At 47.3% G+C, this 20,330-nt stretch carries 14 protein-coding genes and 3 tRNA genes; all 17 read left to right on the forward strand.

Annotated features, from left to right (window positions below; translation table 11 throughout):
* Positions 1 to 17 precede the first annotated feature (17 nt).
* The 17 genes from hpf to rpoC all read left to right on the forward strand — a co-directional run bounded on the left by hpf (position 18) and on the right by rpoC (position 20,169).
* Positions 18 to 1,214, forward strand: a complete 1,197-nt coding sequence (hpf, locus tag POREN0001_RS08395; protein ID WP_004335245.1) for a ribosome hibernation-promoting factor, HPF/YfiA family — start codon at positions 18 to 20, stop codon at positions 1,212 to 1,214.
* 457 nt (positions 1,215 to 1,671) lie between these two features.
* The gene (locus POREN0001_RS08405; protein WP_169307838.1) at positions 1,672 to 3,141 is read left to right on the forward strand and encodes a fimbria major subunit; all 1,470 of its coding nucleotides are present in this window, start codon (positions 1,672 to 1,674) and stop codon (positions 3,139 to 3,141) included.
* Positions 3,142 to 3,391: 250 nt separating this feature from the next.
* Positions 3,392 to 4,957 carry a hypothetical protein gene (locus POREN0001_RS08410; RefSeq protein WP_147286670.1) on the forward strand — a complete coding sequence of 522 codons (1,566 nt, stop codon included), beginning with the start codon at positions 3,392 to 3,394 and terminating at the stop codon, positions 4,955 to 4,957.
* Between the two features lie 5 nt (positions 4,958 to 4,962).
* A complete protein-coding gene (locus POREN0001_RS08415) occupies positions 4,963 to 5,610 on the forward strand; it encodes an ATP-binding cassette domain-containing protein (RefSeq protein WP_004335212.1) in 648 nt (215 codons plus the stop codon).
* Complete coding sequence (locus POREN0001_RS08420) at positions 5,607 to 6,827, forward strand: hypothetical protein (protein ID WP_004335305.1); 1,221 nt, start codon at positions 5,607 to 5,609, stop codon at positions 6,825 to 6,827. The genes POREN0001_RS08415 and POREN0001_RS08420 overlap by 4 nt, the downstream gene beginning before the upstream one ends.
* Before the next feature lie 191 nt (positions 6,828 to 7,018).
* Positions 7,019 to 7,101 (forward strand) — tRNA-Tyr (locus tag POREN0001_RS08425).
* A gap of 43 nt (positions 7,102 to 7,144) precedes the next feature.
* Positions 7,145 to 7,216, forward strand: a tRNA-Thr gene (locus tag POREN0001_RS08430).
* 88 nt (positions 7,217 to 7,304) lie between these two features.
* Positions 7,305 to 8,495 (forward strand): elongation factor Tu, encoded by a 1,191-nt coding sequence (gene tuf, locus POREN0001_RS08435; protein WP_004335339.1) that lies wholly within the window; start codon positions 7,305 to 7,307, stop codon positions 8,493 to 8,495.
* A 125-nt stretch (positions 8,496 to 8,620) separates the two neighbouring features.
* A tRNA-Trp gene (locus POREN0001_RS08440) sits at positions 8,621 to 8,693 on the forward strand.
* Positions 8,694 to 8,708: 15 nt separating this feature from the next.
* On the forward strand, positions 8,709 to 8,912 hold the full coding sequence (secE, locus tag POREN0001_RS08445) for a preprotein translocase subunit SecE (protein ID WP_004335266.1): 204 nt from the start codon (positions 8,709 to 8,711) through the stop codon (positions 8,910 to 8,912).
* 56 nt (positions 8,913 to 8,968) lie between these two features.
* On the forward strand, positions 8,969 to 9,523 hold the full coding sequence (gene nusG / locus POREN0001_RS08450) for a transcription termination/antitermination protein NusG (RefSeq protein ID WP_004335282.1): 555 nt from the start codon (positions 8,969 to 8,971) through the stop codon (positions 9,521 to 9,523).
* 114 nt (positions 9,524 to 9,637) lie between these two features.
* A complete protein-coding gene (rplK, locus tag POREN0001_RS08455; RefSeq protein WP_004335256.1) occupies positions 9,638 to 10,081 on the forward strand; it encodes a 50S ribosomal protein L11 in 444 nt (147 codons plus the stop codon).
* Positions 10,082 to 10,097: 16 nt separating this feature from the next.
* Entirely contained in the window at positions 10,098 to 10,793 is a 696-nt protein-coding gene (gene rplA, locus POREN0001_RS08460; protein ID WP_004335293.1) for a 50S ribosomal protein L1, read from the forward strand.
* Between the two features lie 15 nt (positions 10,794 to 10,808).
* A complete protein-coding gene (gene rplJ, locus POREN0001_RS08465; protein ID WP_004335325.1) occupies positions 10,809 to 11,333 on the forward strand; it encodes a 50S ribosomal protein L10 in 525 nt (174 codons plus the stop codon).
* Positions 11,334 to 11,374: 41 nt separating this feature from the next.
* Positions 11,375 to 11,752, forward strand: a complete 378-nt coding sequence (gene rplL, locus POREN0001_RS08470) for a 50S ribosomal protein L7/L12 (RefSeq protein ID WP_004335333.1) — start codon at positions 11,375 to 11,377, stop codon at positions 11,750 to 11,752.
* A gap of 117 nt (positions 11,753 to 11,869) precedes the next feature.
* On the forward strand, positions 11,870 to 15,691 hold the full coding sequence (gene rpoB, locus POREN0001_RS08475) for a DNA-directed RNA polymerase subunit beta (RefSeq protein WP_004335236.1): 3,822 nt from the start codon (positions 11,870 to 11,872) through the stop codon (positions 15,689 to 15,691).
* A gap of 26 nt (positions 15,692 to 15,717) precedes the next feature.
* On the forward strand, positions 15,718 to 20,169 hold the full coding sequence (rpoC, locus tag POREN0001_RS08480) for a DNA-directed RNA polymerase subunit beta' (RefSeq protein ID WP_004335286.1): 4,452 nt from the start codon (positions 15,718 to 15,720) through the stop codon (positions 20,167 to 20,169).
* The last annotated feature ends 161 nt before the right edge of the window (positions 20,170 to 20,330 follow it).

Below are 20,330 nucleotides of genomic sequence, written 5' to 3' on the forward strand. Positions count from 1 at the left end.
TTCTTTTTTAGGAGCTTATGCCTCATTCGAGTATAGAACGTTTCCTTGGCTACCTCCGCTACGAGCGCAATCAGTCGGAGCATACGGTTGCAGCATACGAGTTGGATTTGCAACAGTATGTACGGTATGTGGAGGAGGTGCTAGGAGAGGAGTTTGTCCCCAGCGACGGGGATAGAGATCTGATCCGAGGTTTCTTGTCGTCTCTAATAGAGCAGGGGCGGAAGAGAAGTTCCGTGCATCGCAAATTGAGTTCCCTCAAGAGTTACTATCGTTATCTCGTAAAGATCGGACTGTTGGAGCAGAGTCCTGCTCGCTTGGTACGTGGCCCGCGAGGGGAGAGCCCGTTGCCTGCAGTGCTCTCGGAGCAAGAGATTAGTAACTTGCTTTATGCGCAAGAGGTAGACAAAGACGATTTTGTCGCTCTGCGGAATCAATTGATCCTAGAGATGTTCTACGAGACGGGCATGCGTAGAAGTGAATTGGTGGGCCTTTTGGAGGGGGGCGTTGATTTGTCTTCGAGGGTGCTACGTGTTTTTGGTAAGGGGCGGAAGGAGCGAATAATCCCCTTCGGAGATCGTCTTGCCGCACGTATCTCAGAATATCTTGCACTCAAGCACCAAAAGGTAGGCTTATCTCAGATTTTTTTTGTTTCTTTGGGTAACCAACCTCTTAGCGGAGAGGTAGTGTATCAGATTGTACACGAGCGGTTGCAATCTATCCCAGGTTTGGCACGTCGAGGTCCTCACGTATTAAGGCATACATTTGCCACGGCTATGCTCAACAATGGAGCGCAGCTAATGGCGGTAAAGGAGCTTTTGGGGCATAAAAGTGTGGCTACAACGGTACTATATACACACACTTCGCTAGCAGAGTTGCAACAGATGTATAACGCTCATCCACGAGCATCAAAGAAGAAGTCTATTATGGAAGTTAGGATTCAATCAGTACATTTTACCGCTACTATGGCACTAGAAGAGTTTGTACAAAAGAAGCTCGATCGTTTGGATCGTCTCTATGGAGGTGTAGTTAAAGCTGAGGTGGTGCTAAAGGTTGCCAAGGGAGGCGAAGATAAGAATAAGGAGGCTTCGATTCGTTTGGAAGTACCTGGTCCCGACCTTTTTGCAGAGAAGCAGGCTTCTAGTTTTGAGGAGGCTGTGGATTTGGCTGTAGATGCTCTTAAACGTCAAATCGAAAAGATAAAGGATCAGCATTAAGTATAGTCCTCAATCTTTGTTGAGGAGGATCCTCCCGATGTCTCTATTGAGGGACGTGGAAGTATTGCGCCGGAGGGAGGAGATCTGTAGGTTGTCTTTGAGACTTGCTTCACTCCTTCCAGTATTGAGGATTCAAGATATTTGTGACATAGATTGAGAGGACTTTTTTTTCGATACCGTGGGAGGGTATTTACTTCTAGAGTAAGCCCTCCCATTTTTATATCTTCTCTTTTCTCCAAAACGACCTCTAAACAACTTCTTTTGCCTTGAATCTCTCCTACAAAAAAGACCTAGAGAGACCTGTATGGTCATCCACATTCGGATGGTTTTGCCTAAACCGGAACCCCACGCTGAGCGTCTCTTCCCAGAGTTTATAGTCTAATTCCCAGTCGTACGGAAGAGGTCTCTTTTGAAAAAATCCCTAACTTTGCATAGGAATAAACAATATAAAATGTATATGAAATCTACAGCAAAGATTCTATTTGGAGGTCTTTTTATGGGCGTTTTGTTGTTGGCTTGCCACACTTCGTCTCCCAATAAGGGAAAGACCACAACCTCTAGTGCAGACTCTGCCTACATCTCTTTCTCCTTAGATTGCCCCCAAGGGGTATTGCGCGACGGGAGTGAAGATCCTATCCATCAGGTTCGTTGCCTTTCTCTTTACATCTTCGATGGGGATAAGCCCGAGAGCAAATTGTTCGGGATTAAGAAGCTGGAGGGCAACATGGCTTCACCAACACCCATCAAACTCGTTCGCAAAGAGTGCTACATTCTCTCCTTTGTCAATGTTACAGAAACGTTGGAAAGAAAGTTGCAAGGCTATACACAGCTCAAAGACTTCCGTGAGGCTATCAAGGGGGATATCGCCTATCTCGCAGACCTGGAGGGGGGTAAATTCCGTAGTGTAACCATGTCTCCCGTAAATAGCGCACCCTGCCATGTTACGGAAGATCAGTTTAGTGAAACAATAGAAGGGCTAGGGGGAAAACCAGCCTGTAAGCTAGAGGTAGAGCCGATGCTCGCTCGTGTTTTCGCTTATGGCACACCCCGCGTTGCGAACCAAGAAGCCCTGTTGTTGGATGAAAATATCTCTTTTCGTACGATATGTTTCTCTCGGGATTTTGATTTAATACGTCGGACAAAGATGGAGGGAGAGGTGCAGCCTCTTGCCAAAGATTATGCCTACAGTCCCGGTTATGAGGAGATAAAGGCTCAGTCTGCTGGCGCTTTGACGGATGAGTTTATAGGTAAATATCGAGTTGCTCCCAATCCAACGTTGTCTTTTGTTTCTGTGGGAAAGGATCGCAATAGCACAGACTTATCCAACAAGAGACTATACATAAAGGAGACAACTTGCCCACCCAATCATTTCCTTGTTTCCCTAATTCCCCATATTGTCGTAAGGGCAAAGGTGGTACCAAAGTCACTAAAAGATCAACTAGGGACAGAAGAGGGTTGGATCCGTTATAAGGGAGGAGCGATGAGGGAGAGCGCATTTGCTTCTCTCGTACAAGAGGTGCTGAAAAATATAGATGCCTATGATAAGCCTGTAAATGGGATGCCTTCTGGATTTTTAGAGGCTTTGAAGCAGGGTTTGAAAGACTCGAAAAAGAAAGGTTTGATCACAGTTCGCAAAGCCTCCTTTACCATTAATGAGATACAATTCTATCACCAGTCTTACAATTATTACCTTCTCCCGATTCGCCATTTCGGGCAAACAGAAGCGCCTTTGTGGAACTCCTTCGGGCGTTACGGAGTGGTGAGAAATAACGAATACGCCATCCATCTTAATACAATTCTAGGATTTGGAAGTAACCTTTTCCCCGACAAGCTGACCACAGATCGTATAGCAGAAAAATCCTCTCTCTCCTTTACCCTCACTGTCAAGGAGCTCTCTTCGCATACAATTGAGGCTGATTTGGAATAAAATCTCTCCCTAATAAGAGATCCGGTGCAGCCCTAAATCTGAAAAGGTTTAGGGCTGTTTTGTTTTCGTTCTTCCCCTGAAACTCCAGGAAAATCAGCCTTAAAGTGCTCAAGGAGAGTAGGCTGCAATTTTGTGCCTAGAGGGGGAGTGGGGAGGAGTGTCCATCTAAATGCCATTATATACATACCTTTGTTGCCAAAAGTGCCAGCCAATAATGGGCTGGGAGTTTAAACTAAAAGATGATATAGAGATGAAGACTTTTCGTTACACTTGGCTTGTGGCAACTTTGCTAGTTGTAGGACTTCTTGCCTCTTGTAGCCCTAAGGGCGCTAAGAAATTACTCGAGACGATCCCTCAAGAGAGCCTATTTGTTGGCTATTGCAACGGGGCAGATTTGATCAAAAAGGGGAACTTTGAAAAATATCTCCCCAAAGATGCTACCATAGATGAGGAGTTTAGCCTTATGATGGATTTGACCAAATCAATAAAGTTGCACGACCTTTTCTTCTTTATCACTCCGGAAAAGAATCTTACTTTTACCTTTTTCGTAAAAGACTTCAAGCAGTTTAGAGAAGCCTCTTCTAAGTTGGGCTATGGCGAACAAGGAGAGGAAAAAGATGGGTATTGGATTGCCTCTAATAATAATTCCACGATTGTAAGTAATAAAAAACAGGTCTGGATTTTTTCGAATGACATGGGCTTGGCGCCTCTTGAGGCAGTCAAGAAATATGTAGAAATAAAGCCTGAGAATAATGCTAATACCATACCGCACATCAGCGATATCTATGCTAAAGATGCCGGTATGTATATGAATTATGCTCTTATTACTGACCTAGAAGAACTTCGCGGTCTGAACTTTAACCACAACTATGCAGCGGACCAAGATATAGATTGGCGAGACTGGGAAGAGGATTTGGAAGAACTCTCTAAAGAGGGGGTAGAGCAAGATGAAGTAGAAGCCATTGAGGAAGAAGCTCCTCAAACCATGGACCTTGAAAAAGCGCTCCCCATGCTCAAAGAGCAAAAGGACATGCGTGTAATTGCTACCATCTCTTTTGAGAAAAAAGAAATCAGGAGCGAAATCAAACTTTATGATCCAGAGGGGAAGCCCTACACTAGTCCTTTTATGAGTGATGTTAAGGTGACAAAGGAACTTCTTGCCAACTTCCCAAAGGATGTCGCACTTATTGCTGTTTCGTCTCTTGGAGAGAAAGCCTTAGACGCAGTGTGCCAGGCATTGGCTCTTACAAGTGCATCGGAATCTGAGGCTCTCTTGGCGAAGCAGGTTATTTGCCGTCTTGGGGGAGAAATAGCAGGAGGCGTAAAGTTGCCAAGCTCAATCATGGATTGGGATTCTGCCCCTGAGTACATGTTGCTCGCTCAGAGCAAGAATAGCGCCGAACTTCTTCTGCATCTGGATACCCTCTTGTGCCAAGGGACCGGGATGAAGAGTTCGCAAAATAATGGAGTGTATCACCTAGATGAAGACTTCTTTAATAGTGACAATGGTGCTTACTATGGGACTCTAAACAACTACGTGTACTACCGAAATGCACCTTTTGTTCAGCCCAAAGAAAGTGCTCTTGAGAACAAGTATATTGCCTCTTTTGTGGGGAGTTATGGGGGATTGTTCGTTGATTTGTCTTCCCAATCTTCTCTAAGCACGCTTGTAAAGCAATTTACAGAGTATAGTTTGGATGGATACCTAATGGTGCATATGTCTTCTCCGCACGAATCTACTATCGTCTTCCGCAACGATGCTGCCGAGGGGGATAATATTCTAGAAGGATTCGTAAAACGCATGCTCCAAGCATAAGCAAAGTGCAAACAATTACCTTACAAGATACCCTGCCTTGTGTCTTCTCGGTAGAGCCACCTCTCCGGTCGGAGGTCTGGCTTCAGCCCGGGCTAGATCTAAAGCAGGGTGTCTCCTATCTTGTGTCGGCGGAGAGCGGTGCCGGCAAGTCGTCGCTGTGTGCCTATATCTGTGGTTACAGACGCGACTATAAGGGCTCGATTCTCTTTGATGGAAGGGATATAAACTCCCTTACCGTGAAAGATTGGTGCAGGATAAGAAGGGAAGAAATTGCCTATTTACCCCAAGATTTGGCGTTGTTCCCTGAGCTTTCGGCGGCGGACAATGTATTCCTCAAAAACCGACTTACCCATTACAAGTCCAAAGAGGAAATAGCTCGACTTTTCGATACCCTTGGGCTTAAGGATAAGTGGGATAGTCCCGTAAGTAAGTTGTCCGTGGGGCAGCAGCAGCGTGTGGCCATCATACGCCTACTTTGCCAAGCATGCCAATTCTATCTGATGGATGAGCCTGTGAGCCACTTAGATGAGGAGAATAATAGGATCGTTGCAGAGCTTGTTCGGGACGAGGCGAAGAAGCAGGGTGCGGCTATTATATCCACCTCTGTTGGTAACCCCTTACTCCTCGATTATACGCATACACTCAAGCTATGAACCGCAATCTATTAGGGAAGCTCTTGCGTAAAAACGTAAGTGCAGGACAATTGATCGGCTTTGCTCTTGCTAATGTGATAGGGCTATGTATCGTGATGATAGGGCTGCAATTCTATGCTGATGTACGCACTGTTTTCTCTAGCGAAGATAGCTTTATCAATAAGGATTATCTGGTGCTCACCAAAAAGGTGGGGGGATTAGATGCCGTAGGCGGCCTTTTCTCGAGGGGGAATAGCAAGACCGGGGTGTTTGCATCCAAGGAGATAGCGCAGCTCTCATCCCAGCCCTGGGTGCGTAAGTTAGGCACTTTCTCATCCTCCAAGTACAATGTGACGGCTGTTGTTGCTCAGCCGGGGCAGGGGGGCTTGGAGGCACAAATGTTTTTCGAATCCATGCCCGAGGAGTTTCTCGATGTAGAGGGGGCTGCTTGGCATTTCGATCCGGTTCAGCCTCAAGAGGTGCCGGTTATCATCCCGAAAGATTATCTAGCTCTCTACAACTTTGGGTTTGCCTCGTCGCAAGGCTTGCCACGCGTTAGCGAAGGAATGGTGGGGTTAATCCCGATTCAATTCTATCTGACGGGGAGTGAGGGACAGAGCTTGAGCGTTACGGGACATATCGTGGGTTTTTCTAGTCGTATCAACACAATAATAGTGCCGGAGAGCTTTATGGAGTGGAGTAGTAGGCAGTTGGGGACATACTCTTCTGCAAACGAAGTAAGCCGAATAATCCTAGAGGTCTCTCAGCCCGGGGATGCAAAGGTGGAGCAATACCTCAATGCACATAATTATGAGGTGGCAGGAGATAAGATGAATAGGAACAAAGCAAACTACCTCCTAACCATTAGTCTCGTTATTGTGCTCGCTGTGGGACTTCTTATCTCCACGTTGTCGTTTTTTATTCTCACCTTGAGCATCCATTTGCTCCTGCAGAAGAATACAGAGAAGCTGCGTATTTTGCTTCTATTGGGGTACTCTCCTTTTGAGGTTGCTCTCCCCTATGAGAGGCTTGTTTCTCTAGTGAATCTTGCCGTTTACATTCTTGCTGCGGGCGTGCTTTTTTTTGTGCGTAATCTATACCTTCCGAGGTTAGATGGACTTGCAACTCCCGGCAGTATATTCTCGTCTCTCAGTCTAGGTTTAATCATCATTCTTCTTATCTCTGTGGGGAATATCATTGCTATCAGACGCTTCATGAGGCGCCTTAGGTACCTATGAGTTTCTCAGAATCGAAATCTGCAAAGAAGTTTTTTTTCGCTAGAAGTTTGGTGATTTCTGATTTTGTGTGTACCTTTGTCCTCGATTCTTGAATGCCCTCCTGTGGATTGGTGTGTTTACAAGAGAATGCAGATCGTCCTTCCCACTCAGAGGAGTGATAGTAGATAAGGGATGATGCGCTATAGACGGAGGGGCAGTTACCAGAGTGGCCAAATGGGGCTGACTGTAACTCAGCTGGCTTACGCCTTCGGTGGTTCGAATCCATCACTGCCCACTCTTGAAGAGTGTAAATATAAGTCTCATTACGACTATAAGATGCCTGTGTAGCTCAGCGGTAGAGCACTTCCTTGGTAAGGAAGAGGTCCCGGGTTCAAGTCCCGGCACCGGCTCTCTGGAGTAGGGCAAAGAGATCGTTGTGTTGCTCAAGTGAGAGGGTGCGCAATCTCCAAAGTAAGATCAATAAGAATATAAATTGCTATGGCAAAAGAACATTTCAACAGAACGAAACCGCATGTAAACATCGGTACTATTGGTCACGTAGACCACGGTAAGACTACTCTTACGGCAGCTATTACGAAGGTGCTTGCTGATGCAGGTCTCTCGGAGGCTCGTTCGTTTGATTCAATTGACAACGCTCCTGAAGAAAAGGAACGTGGTATTACCATTAATACTTCACACGTTGAGTACGAAACAGCTAATCGTCACTATGCACACGTAGACTGCCCGGGTCACGCCGACTACGTTAAGAACATGGTAACGGGTGCTGCTCAGATGGACGGTGCTATCATCGTAGTTGCTGCTACTGATGGTCCTATGCCCCAGACTCGTGAGCACGTGCTTCTCGCTCGTCAGGTAAACGTTCCTCGTATCGTTGTGTTCTTGAACAAGTGTGACCTCGTTGAAGACGAAGAAATGCTTGAACTCGTAGAAATGGACATGCGTGAGCTTCTCAGTTTCTATGACTACGATGGCGATAATACTCCTATCATCCGTGGCTCTGCTCTTGGTGCTCTCAACGGAGATCCTAAATGGGTTGCCAAGATTATGGAACTAATGGAAGCTGTAGATACTTGGATTCCTCTGCCTCCTCGTGATGTGGATAAACCATTCCTTATGCCTGTAGAAGACGTGTTCTCTATCACAGGTCGTGGTACTGTAGCTACGGGTCGTATCGAAACCGGTGTTATTCACGTGAATGACGAAGTTCAGATGATCGGTCTCGGTGCTGAAGGTAAGAAGACTGTTGTTACAGGTGTGGAAATGTTCCGCAAGCTCCTTGATCAAGGTGAAGCTGGTGACAACGTAGGTCTCCTCCTCCGTGGTGTGGATAAGGATGAAATCAAGCGTGGTATGGTGCTCGCTCACCCCGGACAGGTTAAGCCTCACGATCACTTCAAGGCTGAGGTTTATATCTTGAAGAAAGAAGAAGGTGGTCGCCACACTCCTTTCATGCGTCACTATCGTCCTCAGTTCTACATCCGTACCCTCGACGTTACGGGTGAAATCAACCTCCCCGAAGGCGTTGATATGGTAATGCCTGGTGACAACGTGACGATCGACGTTAAGCTCATCGCTCCTGTAGCATGTAGCGTAGGTCTCCGCTTCGCTATCCGTGAAGGTGGTCGTACGGTAGGTGCAGGTCAGATTACAGAACTTATCGAAGACTAATTCTTCCTCCTCTTTTAGCTCTCGTTAGAAGAGTGTAGAGGATGTACATAATAAGAAGGGCACTTATCCTTTTGAGTGATCTCTTAGGGCTCTCGATGGAGGAGGGTGCTCTTCTTTTTAAGGATACGGGTTTAGCTCAGTTGGTAGAGCACTGGTCTCCAAAACCAGGTGTCGGGAGTTCGAGCCTCTCAACCCGTGCTAATATCGTAGTATATGAAGTTTTTTAGCAAGATCGGAAAGGCCTTCAAAGATTCTTACAATGAATTGGCGCACAAGGTGTCTTGGCCTACCAGAAGTGAACTGACAAACAGTGCGGTGGTGGTTATGATTGCCTCCGTGATTATTGCTGTCTGTATCTTTGCTGTTGATACGGTATTCAACTTTGGGATGGAACAGATCTACAAGTTGATTATCTAATCAGAGTAGACTAAAGCGATAAGCAGAGCATTCGTGCTGTGTAAGTTTATTGTTGTATGATTGAAGAAAGTAACGAGAAGCGCTTTTATGTGCTTCGTGCTATATCTGGGAAAGAGAAGAAGGTAAAAGAGACGATCGAGCGTGAGATGTCTCTTCCTGAGCCCTCTACCATTTCTCAGAGAGTGTTTCGGGTTGTAGTACCAACCGAGAAGGTGATGACGCAGCGTAAGACCAAGAAGGTTATTATAGAGCGCCCTTATCTCTCGGGCTATGTGCTTATTGAGTGCATGATGAGTCAGTTGCTTATCAATGCCCTTCGCGACTTGCCCGACGTTATTGGCTTCCTTGGTAATGACAATCCCAGCCCTCTCAGCTTGGCCGAAGTGGAGAAACTCCTCCACGAGGTAGATACGACGAACGAAGGTCCCGATGTCGTGGATATGCAGTTCGTGCTCGGAGAGAGCGTAAAGATCATAGATGGAGCCTTTGTGGGCTTCTCTGCTACGATAGAAGAGATATTATCAGAAAAGAAAAAGCTCAAGGTGATGGTGAAGATTTTCGGTAGAAAGACTCCACTAGAGCTTGGCTACGCACAAGTTGAAAAAGAGTAATCTGTTACGAGTATTGCTCTCTAGAGTCTATTGCCCTTGAGCTTCCAACAAGGAGATAGAATCTACTAGCAACGTGTGCAAAACTGTTTTATTCATAGATAAGACATTAAGACAATGGCAAAAGAAATTGCAGGACAAATCAAATTGCAAATTAAAGGTGGGGCTGCAAATCCTTCACCTCCCGTTGGCCCAGCACTTGGTGCCAAGGGGATTAACATCATGGAGTTTTGTAAGCAATTCAATGCCAGAACGCAAGACAAGGCCGGTAAGGTACTCCCTGTAGTAATTACTTACTATGCCGACAAGTCTTTCGACTTTATCGTTAAGACTCCTCCTGTGGCTGTACAACTCCTCGAAGTCTCCAAGGCTAAGACGGGTAGTGCGGAGCCTAACCGAAACAAGGTGGCTGAGATCACTTGGGAGCAGGTTAAGACGATAGCCCAAGACAAGATGACAGACCTAAACTGCTTCTCTATTGAGGCTGCCATGCGTATGGTTGCCGGTACAGCTCGCAGTATGGGTATTGCTATCAAAGGTGATTTTCCCGAACAACTATAAGATTCAATTGTAAGACATGAGTAAACTAAGCAAAAAGCAAAAGTTGGCTGCCGAGAAGATTGAACCCGGGAAGCTCTATACCCTTGATGAGGCATCATCATTGGTTAAGGAGATCACTTTCACGAAGTTCAATGCCTCTGTAGACATTGATATTCGTCTTGGTGTAGATCCTCGTAAGGCTAATCAAATGGTACGTGGGGTGGTAACCCTCCCTCATGGTACCGGTAAAGAAGTACGCGTTCTAGCGTTGTGTACACCCGACAAGGAAGCCGAAGCACAAGCTGCCGGTGCTGACCATGTTGGACTCGATGAATATATTGATAAGATCAAGGGTGGCTGGACAGACATCGACGTGATCATCACAATGCCCTCTGTAATGGGTAAGATTGGTGCTCTCGGTCGTGTGCTTGGTCCCCGCGGTTTGATGCCAAACCCTAAGAGTGGTACAGTAACGAACGAGATTGGTAATGCTGTACGCGAAGTGAAGGCAGGGAAGATCGATTTTAAGGTAGACAAGAGTGGTATCATTCATACCTCTGTAGGTAAGGTGTCTTTCACCCCCGAACAGATTAAGGAGAATGCACGCGAGTTTATCAATACGATCATTCGTCTCAAGCCAACCTCCGCAAAGGGTACCTATCTCAAGAGCATTCATATCTCTAGCACGATGAGTGCTGGTATCAAGATCGATCCTAAATCAGTAGACCTTTAATAAGAGATTCTAAAGATGAGAAAGGAAGTAAAAGGTACCGTAGTTGAGAAGCTCTCAGACTATTTGGCTCAATATCCCCACTTTTATCTTGCAGACATTGAAGCTCTTGATGCTGTGAAAACTGCTGAGCTTCGCGCTGTTTGCAATAAAGAAAATGTTAAGCTTGTCGTAGTTAAGAACACCCTTATGCGCAAGGCTCTCGCCGAAAGCGAGACTGACTTTGCAGAGCTATATGGTGCGCTCAAGGGCAATACTTGTGTAATGTTTACGCAGAATGCTAATGCACCTGCTCGCATTATCAAGGAGTTTGCTAAGGCTAATAAAGAACTCGGTAAGCCCGCTCTCAAGGCTGCTTATGCACAAGAAAGCATCTACCTTGGTCCTGAGAACCTCGAAGCTCTTGTTTCTATCAAGAGCAAAGAAGAGCTCGTGGCAGAAGTGGTTGCCCTCTTGCAGTCGCCTGCTAAGAACCTGATCTCAGCCCTCCAGGGCGCTGGTCAGACGATCCATGGTGTTCTTAAGACCTTGGAAGAAAGATAAGTAATAACAAAGAAATCAACGAATAATCCATTCATACTACAATGGCAGATATTAAAGCAATTGCTGAAACCCTCGTTAACCTTACTGTAAAAGAAGTAAGTGAATTGGCTAACGTTCTTAAGGAAGAATACGGTATCGAACCCGCTGCCGCTGCTGTAGCTGTAGCTGCTGCTCCCGGTGCTGCTGGTGCTGCTGAAGCTGAAGAAAAGACCTCGTTCGACGTGGTTCTTAAGAGCTTCGGTTCTGCTAAGCTCCAAGTTGTTAAGGCTGTAAAGGAACACTGCGGTCTTGGCCTCAAGGAAGCTAAAGATATCGTAGATGCTGCTCCTGCTACCCTCAAAGAAGGTGTAGACAAGGCTACTGCTGATGCAATGAAGGCTGCTCTCGAAGAAGCTGGTGCAGAAGTAGAATTGAAGTAATCCCCCTTACTGCCTGATTATCAGGTAATCAATGGTTGAGAACCCTGCTTGCAGGAGTTCTCGACCTTTTCTTGTCTTTTTCCACCTACTCGTAGAGAATCAATAATCTAGCAACAGATGGCTAATACTACTGATACTATCAGAGAGAATTTTTCCAAGATACAGAATACATTGCCCTATCCCGATTTCTTGGAAGTGCAGCTTAAGTCTTTTCAAGACTTCTTCCAGCTGCAGACTGCTACAGAATGCAGAAAACAAGAAGGGTTGTACAAGGTATTTGCCGAAAACTTTCCTATAAAAGACACACGCAATAGCTTCACTCTCGAGTTTATAGACTATTGTGTAGACCCTCCTAAGTATTCTATCGAGGAGTGTATTAGCCGGGGGCTCACTTACAGTGTTCCCCTTAAAGCAAAACTCAAGCTTTCTTGTAATGACCCTGAGCACGTAGACTTCGAGACGCAAGTCAAGGACGTGTATCTTGGGCCTATCCCCTATATGACACCGAGCGGCACCTTTGTGATCAATGGTGCAGAGCGTGTAGTGGTATCTCAGCTTCACCGCTCTCCCGGTGTTTTCTTTAGCTCCAATATCCTCCCCTCGGGTGTGCGTACCTTCTCGGCTCGTATCATCCCCTTCCGTGGAACTTGGATCGAAATTGCAACCGACCCCAACAACGTTCTTTATGCTTATATAGATCGTAAGAAGAAGGTGCCCGTAGCTACTCTTTTGCGTGCTATTGGCTATAGCTCCGACCGTGATATCTGGAGTGCTTTTGGGATTGGAGAGGTTGTAGAGACATCGAAACTTAAGAACTATATCGGACGACGTGTGGCAGAACGAATCGGAGTCCGCAATTTAGAAGAAGAGTCTCTGGACGCCGCTGCCGGAGAAGTAACGGCGCAGATGCGTTACGAACTTCGAGTGGAAAGAGACACGCTTCTTACCGAAGAGGTTGTGGAAGAAATCCAGAAGTTGCAAGAAGAGCGACTCACAATTCCCGACGTATTGCTCTTTAAGGAGTCTGATAATAGCAATGTTATCAATCTGCTTGTGCAGACTTTGAGTAAGGATAGCACGATCTCCGAAGTTGAAGCTTGGAGACAGTTCTACCTCATCCAGCGCAGTGTAATCGCTCCGGATGACCTTACGGCTAAGGAATCCTTCAATAATCTATTCTTCTCTGATAAGCGTTACGATCTTGGGGATGTAGGGCGTTACCGCATCAATTCCAAGCTCAATTTGGATGTTGATCCCGATGTTCGTGTGCTTACCAAAGAGGATATTGTTTCCATTGTTAACCACCTTCTATTGTTAGCAACAACGGGTGCTAACGTTGATGATATTGACCACCTTTCTAATCGTCGTGTTCGTACGGTGGGTGAGCAGCTTGCCGCCCAATTCGGAGTAGGACTAGCCCGTATGGCTCGTACTGTCCGTGAGCGTATGAATGTGCGGGATAATGAAGTGTTTGGTCCTACAGATCTTGTTAATGCCAAGACTATTAGCTCGGTAGTAAGTTCGTTCTTTGGTACCAATCAGCTCTCTCAGTTCATGGACCAAACGAACCCGCTTGCCGAGATTACTCATAAGCGTCGTCTCTCCGCTCTTGGACCTGGCGGTCTTACTCGAGAGCGCGCAGGCTTTGCCGTTCGAGACGTTCACTATACTCACTATGGCCGTTTGTGTCCTATTGAGACTCCGGAAGGTCCGAACATCGGCCTTATTTCCTCTCTTTGTGTTTATGCCAAGGTTAATAGTCTTGGATTTATAGAGACGCCCTACCGTGCTGTTAAGGATGGGAAAGTCGATTTCTCAGAGGAGGGGCTTAAGTACTATACGGCAGAGGAAGAAGAAGAAATGAACGTTGCTCAGGGTAATGCACCGCTTAATCCTGATGGAACGTTTGTTCGCGACAAAGTAAAGTCACGCTACGCTGCGGACTTCCCCATCGTTGCTCCTAATCAGGTGCACCTGATGGACGTTTCTCCTTCGCAGATCGCCTCTATTGCTGCTTCGTTAATTCCTTTCTTGGAGCACGACGACGCCAATCGTGCTCTCATGGGATCTAACATGATGCGCCAGGCAGTGCCCCTCATCCAGCCCGAGGCGCCTATCGTAGGTACCGGGGTGGAAGGCAAATTGGTTCGCGACTCTCGTACCCAAGTTATGGCAGAAGGAGCCGGCGAGGTTATCTACGTGGATGCAGATCAAATCAAGGTTCGTTACGACAAGACCGACGAGGAGCTTTTCGTTAGCTTTGAAGAACCTGTTGTTACCTATCCTCTCCCCAAATATCGCAAGACGAACCAGAGTACAACGATTGACCTCAAACCTATCTGTCGCAAGGGCGATCGCGTGGAAAAGGGAGATATCCTCACCGAGGGCTATGCAACTCAGAATGGAGAATTGGCTCTTGGGCGTAATATCCTTGTTGCTTACATGCCCTGGAAGGGATACAACTACGAGGATGCTATCGTGCTTAACGAGCGTATCGTACGCGAAGACTTCTTCACCTCGGTACACGTAGAAGAGCAACAACTTGAAGTGCGTGAGACCAAACGAGGCCTCGAAGAGCTTACGAGCGACATCCCCAACGTGAGCGAAGATGCAACGAAAGATTTGGCAGAAAACGGGATCGTGCGCATTGGTGCACATATTGTTCCCGGAGACATCCTCGTGGGTAAGATAACCCCCAAGGGCGAATCTGATCCCACACCAGAAGAGCGTCTTCTCCGTGCCATCTTTGGTGACAAGGCGAGCGATGTAAAGGATGCTTCCCTCAAAGCTTCTCCCTCATTGCGCGGGGTCGTTATTGATACCAAGCTCTTCTCCAAGAATTTGGATAAGAAGCGCAAGGACATCAAAGAGATCACAGAGCGTATCGAAGGTGAGTATAGCAAAAAGAAAGAGCAGCTTCGTAAAGTATTTATTGATAAGTTGCTCAAGCTCACCGATGGGCATACTTCCAATCTTGTAGAGGACTTCGCTTCTCTTGAGATCATTGCTGCCGGTAAGAAGTTTAACCGCACCATGCTCGAAAGTATTGACGAGTATAGCAACATTAAGAGCAGTAACTGGACAGAAGACGCCCATACAAACGAACTTATCACAACCCTTATTGCTAATTACATCCGTAAGGATAAGGAGTTGGAAGCAGAGTTCCGTCGTCGTATTCAAGACGAAACAATCGGAGACGAACTTGCTAGCGGCATCGTACAGACTGCAAAGGTTTATATCGCCAAGAAGCGTAAGATCCAAGTGGGAGACAAGATGGCAGGGCGCCATGGTAATAAGGGTATTGTATCTAAGATTGTACGTCAAGAAGACATGCCTTTCCTCGAAGATGGTACTCCGGTAGACATCTGTCTTAATCCTCTAGGGGTACCCTCTCGTATGAACCTTGGTCAGCTCTTCGAAGCTGTCTTGGCTCGTGCCGGACGTAAGTTGGGCAAGCGCTTTGCTTCTCCTGTATTTGATGGGGCTTCTCCCGAAGACATCGAAGAGTACATCAAGGAGGCTGGGATTGATCCCGGTGCTAAGACGCAGCTCTACGATGGTGGTACGGGAGAGCCCTTCAAGCAACGTGCTACGGTAGGGGTAACTTACTTCTTGAAGTTGGGTCACATGGTCGACGACAAGATGCACGCTCGCTCTATCGGTCCCTACTCATTGGTTACACAACAACCTCTTGGGGGGAAGGCCCAGTTCGGGGGACAGCGTTTCGGGGAAATGGAAGTTTGGGCCCTCGAAGCCTTTGGTGCGGCCCATATCCTACAAGAAATTCTCACGATTAAGAGTGACGATACAATCGGTCGCTCACGTGCCTATGAGGCAATCGTAAAGGGAACTCCTATGCCTACTCCCGGTATCCCCGAGTCTCTCAATGTGTTGATGAACGAGCTAAAAGGCCTCGGTTTGAGCCTTTCTCTGGATTAATCTAAACGCTCAACGTTTCTATATATATGGCTTTTAGAAAGGATAATAAGTTAAAGACAAACTTCTCCAAGATCAGAGTGTCATTGGCATCTCCTGAGCAGATTCTGGAGAACTCTTATGGGGAAGTCACAAAGCACGAAACGGTAAGTTACCGCACGCTCAAACCCGAGCGTGATGGGCTTTACTGTGAGCGTATCTTTGGTCCGGTAAAAGATTACGAATGCCATTGTGGTAAGTACAAAGGCAATAAGTATCGTGGAATTACGTGCGACCGATGCGGTGTTGAGGTGACCCAAAAGATGGTTCGCCGCGAGCGTATGGGGCACATTGCCCTCAAGGTGCCTGTGGTACATGTTTGGTACTCTCGCTCCATCCCCAATAAAATTGCATATCTACTAGGGTTCTCTTCCAAGGAGCTTGAGTCTATCATTTACTACGATCGTTACGTGGTAATACAGCCCGGTGTCTTTGCAGTTCCTGAAGGAGAGGCTCCCGAGTCTCACCCCGTTAATTCGCAAGAATGCCCCAAGTATCTAGAAGCAAAGCAGCTTCTAAAGAATGAACATTACGAGCAATTCTGCGATCGTATTTACGAAGACTTCCCAGGCAATGACAGCTTGGAGAACTCAGATCCAAATAAGTTTATCGCAAAGTCGGGTGCCGAGGCTATCTACGATTTGCTGGCCAACATCGACCTAGATGCTCTTGCAGACGACTTGCGCAACATAGCACAAACGGCTACTTCTCAGCAGAAGAAAGCTGAGGCTCTTAAGCGTCTTCCCGTGGTGGAAGCCTTCCGCGCTTCGGCAGGAATTAACCGCCCGGAGTGGATGGTGCTTAAGGTAATCCCCGTAATTCCTCCCGATCTTCGTCCTCTTATGCCTTTGGATGGAGGGCGTTTTGCCACCTCGGATCTCAACGACCTTTACATCCGTGTCATCACGCGAAATAACCGTTTGGGACGTATGATTGAGGCGAATGCACCCGAAGTGATCATGCGAAACGAAAAGCGTATGTTGCAGGAGGCTGTGGATGCTTTGTTCGATAATTCGCGCAAAACCAGCGCTCTCAAGAGTGATCAGGGACGTGCTCTCAAATCGCTCTCAGATAGCCTTAAGGGTAAGCAAGGGCGTTTCCGTCAAAACCTTCTCGGTAAGCGTGTAGACTATTCTGCGCGTTCGGTTATTGTCGTAGGCCCTGAGCTGAAGATGAACGAATGCGGTCTGCCTAAGGATATGGCAGCCGAGCTTTACAAGCCGTTTGTGATGCGCAAGCTTATCGAGCGTGGTATTGTAAAGACAGAAAAAAGTGCGAAAAAGATTGTAGATCGTCGTGATCCCGTTATTTGGGAGATTGTCGAAAATGTAATCAAAGGGCATCCTGTTCTTCTTAACCGTGCTCCGACGCTTCACCGTCTTGGTATCCAAGCTTTCCAACCCAAGCTGATTGAGGGTAAGGCTATTCAGCTACCTCCTCTCTCGTGTGCCGCCTTCAATGCCGACTTTGACGGCGACCAGATGGCTGTTCACCTCCCCTTGGGTAATGAAGCTATTGCCGAAGCTCAGCTCCTAATGTTGGCTTCACATAATATCCTGAATCCTGCTAGTGGTGAGCCTATTACCGTGCCTTCGCAAGACATGGTGCTCGGGCTTTACTACATCTCTAAGTTCCGCAGCTTGACTCCTCAAGAGCAAGAGCTTGAGCAGCAGGTTATTGACAAGAAACGTATCCCCTCCATTTTCTATAGTGCACAAGAGGCCTATATCGCTTACGACAATGGGCGTATAGATATCCATAAGCCCATTAAGGTAATGGTGCCCAATGCAAGAATTGTGGATGGAGAGCCTCAACGTGATGTTGTAGAGACCTCGGTTGGGCGACTTATGTTCAACGACCTTGTCCCCAATGAGGTTGGTTATATCAACGAACTCCTCGGGAAGAAGTCTCTCAAGAGGATCATTAAAGATGTGCTCAAGGTCTGCGGAGTTGCTCGCACAGCTCAGTTCCTTGACGACATAAAGAACCTCGGTTATCGTATGGCGTTCCTTGGCGGTCTTTCCTTTAACCTCCAGGATGTGCTTATCCCTGCCGAGAAGAAGAGAATTATCACAGAGGCTACGGCTGAGGCAGATAGTATTATCGAACAGAACCGTATGGGGGAAATCGATAATCAGACGCGCTACAACAAAGTCGTGGCTATCTGGAATGAAGCCACCGATCTCCTCTCTAATTTGGTGATGGAGGGCTTCAAAAAAGACAACGACGGCTTCAATAGTATTTACATGATGCTTGACTCCGGAGCCCGTGGTTCTAAGGAGCAGATCCGTCAGTTGGCTGGGCTTCGTGGTCTTATGGCTAAGCCTCAGAAGAGTGGTAGCGAAGGTGGGGCTGTTATTGAGAACCCTATTACTTCGAACTTCCTCGAAGGACTTTCTGTACAAGAGTACTTTATCTCTACCCACGGTGCTCGTAAGGGTCTTGCGGATACGGCTCTTAAGACTGCCGATGCCGGTTACCTTACTCGTCGTTTGGTGGATGTATCTCATGATGTGATCATTAACGAAGAAGATTGTGGTACCCTCCGTGGTATCGAAGTCTCTGCCGTGGTAGACGAAAGCGACAACGAAGTGGCTTCTCTCGAGTCTCGCATCATTGGGCGTACTTCTGTACAAGATATCTATAATACGAACGATTATACAGACCCCAACCGCAAGCTTATTGTGGCTGCCGGTGAAGAGATCCGCGAACAAGAGGCTGAGCAAATCAAGGCTGCCAACATCAAGAGTGTTGAGATTCGCTCGGTATTGACGTGCGACTCGCGCTATGGCGTTTGTGCAAAGTGCTACGGTCGCAATCTCGCTACGCACCGTCCCGTTCAGATTGGGGAGGTCGTAGGGGTAATTGCAGCTCAGTCCATCGGTGAACCCGGTACACAGTTGACCCTCCGTACATTCCATGCGGGAGGGGTTGCAGGTAGCGAAAATACGAACCGTTCGATTGTGGTTAAGGAAGAAGAGGCTATCGTAGAATTGAGTCTGGACCTCCGTGCGATTGAGATCCCTGGACAAGACTATCGTGTGATTGCCAGCCGAGAGTCAGAAATCTTCCTCTATCATCCCGAGTCGCACAACCTTTTGAAGACCTACGACCTCCAGTATGGATCGAAGCTTCATTGCAAGACCGGCGATAAGGTAGTAAAGGGGCAAACCCTTGCTGAGTGGGATCCTTTCAACTCCGTAGTAGTGGCAGAAACTGCCGGTACCCTCGAGTATGTAAACCTCGAAGAGGGCGTTAACTACAAGGATACGGTCGATGCTACTTCGGGTTACCACGACGTGATGGTTATTGAGTCCAAGGAAAAGAGCAAACTCCCCGAGTTAAAGATCATCGATCCTGCCACAGGTACAGAAAAACTTTACTCTCTCCCTGCCGGCTGTCGTCTTACCTTCAATCCTAAGACTAAGGGTAAGATGCAGGTGAATCCGGGTGATGAGCTCTACAAGATACCTCGTGTGCTGGCAAGTGCCGGCGACATCACGGGAGGTCTTCCCCGAGTAACGGAGCTATTTGAGGCTCGTAATCCGTCTAATCCTGCTATCCTTTCCGAAATTGATGGTGTGGTAGAGATTGGTAAGATCAAGCGTAACAACCGCGAAGTCTCAGTTACAAGCCGTTTGGGAGAAGTCCGTAAATATCTTATCCCTACAGCAAAGCATATCTTGGTACAGAATGGCGACGTAGTACGTGCCGGTACCCCTCTCTCTGATGGGGCGGTAACACCGAGTGACATTCTCGCGATCAAGGGGCCGACGGCTCTCCAAGAGTACATAGTAAACGAGATCCAAGGCGTATATCGTAAGCAGAACGTAGGTATTAACGATAAGCACTTCGAAGTAATTGTGCGTCAGATGATGCGTAAGGTCGAAATCATGGAGCCGGGCGACTCTCTCTTCCTCGAGAAGCAGATGGTCGATAAGCAGGACGTCCAAGAAGAGAACGACCGCCTCTGGGGTATGAATGTGGTAGAAGATGCCGGTGATTCGGAGAAATATCGTGCAGGAGCTCTTATCCCTGCCTCTGCTGTTCGAGACGAAAATAGTTCGCTCCAACGCCGTGATTTGACGCCGATGCGCGTACGCGAAGCTGTGCCTGCGACCAGTCGCCAAGTACTCCAAGGTATCACACGTGCTGCCCTGCAGACGAAGAGCTTTATGTCTGCGGCTTCATTCCAGGAGACCACAAAGGTACTCAATGAGGCTGCCATCAATGCCAAGGTAGACGATTTGCTCGGTCTCAAAGAAAACGTAATCTGCGGTCATCTTATCCCTGCAGGTACCGGTTTGCGGGCGTTTAATGGCATGGTGGTAATGCGCCGTGAAGACTATGAACGCGCTAAGGCTGCTCGAGAAGAAACCGGGCATGACCCCGAGTTCGTAGAAGAGGTAGCTGCTGAGGCTGCTACTGAGACGGCTGAGTAATCCGCTTTATCACTTCTTTTTGCTAGACCTTCTCTCATAAACGAGAGGGGTCTACGGGAGAAGAAGATATATTTCCCCAGTAAAAAGAGGGGCATGGTTATACACTCCATACGAAGGAGGGTTGGCCGTGCCCCTCTTCTGTTTCTGCTTCTTCTCGTGGA

The organism is Porphyromonas endodontalis ATCC 35406, from assembly GCF_000174815.1.
Taxonomy (GTDB): Bacteria; Bacteroidota; Bacteroidia; order Bacteroidales; family Porphyromonadaceae; genus Porphyromonas; species Porphyromonas endodontalis.

What these genes read in the sequence shown, in the direction of transcription:
- rpoC (WP_004335286.1), top strand. Translation starts at nt 15,718, where the DNA reads ATGGCTTTTAGAAAGGATAATAAGTTAAAGACAAACTTCTCCAAGATC.
- rplA (WP_004335293.1), top strand. Translation starts at nt 10,098, where the DNA reads ATGAGTAAACTAAGCAAAAAGCAAAAGTTGGCTGCCGAGAAGATTGAA.
- rplL (WP_004335333.1), top strand. Translation starts at nt 11,375, where the DNA reads ATGGCAGATATTAAAGCAATTGCTGAAACCCTCGTTAACCTTACTGTA.
- hpf (WP_004335245.1), top strand. Translation starts at nt 18, where the DNA reads ATGCCTCATTCGAGTATAGAACGTTTCCTTGGCTACCTCCGCTACGAG.
- tuf (WP_004335339.1), top strand. Translation starts at nt 7,305, where the DNA reads ATGGCAAAAGAACATTTCAACAGAACGAAACCGCATGTAAACATCGGT.
- POREN0001_RS08405 (WP_169307838.1), top strand. Translation starts at nt 1,672, where the DNA reads ATGAAATCTACAGCAAAGATTCTATTTGGAGGTCTTTTTATGGGCGTT.
- nusG (WP_004335282.1), top strand. Translation starts at nt 8,969, where the DNA reads ATGATTGAAGAAAGTAACGAGAAGCGCTTTTATGTGCTTCGTGCTATA.
- rplJ (WP_004335325.1), top strand. Translation starts at nt 10,809, where the DNA reads ATGAGAAAGGAAGTAAAAGGTACCGTAGTTGAGAAGCTCTCAGACTAT.
- secE (WP_004335266.1), top strand. Translation starts at nt 8,709, where the DNA reads ATGAAGTTTTTTAGCAAGATCGGAAAGGCCTTCAAAGATTCTTACAAT.
- POREN0001_RS08410 (WP_147286670.1), top strand. Translation starts at nt 3,392, where the DNA reads ATGAAGACTTTTCGTTACACTTGGCTTGTGGCAACTTTGCTAGTTGTA.
- POREN0001_RS08420 (WP_004335305.1), top strand. Translation starts at nt 5,607, where the DNA reads ATGAACCGCAATCTATTAGGGAAGCTCTTGCGTAAAAACGTAAGTGCA.
- rplK (WP_004335256.1), top strand. Translation starts at nt 9,638, where the DNA reads ATGGCAAAAGAAATTGCAGGACAAATCAAATTGCAAATTAAAGGTGGG.
- rpoB (WP_004335236.1), top strand. Translation starts at nt 11,870, where the DNA reads ATGGCTAATACTACTGATACTATCAGAGAGAATTTTTCCAAGATACAG.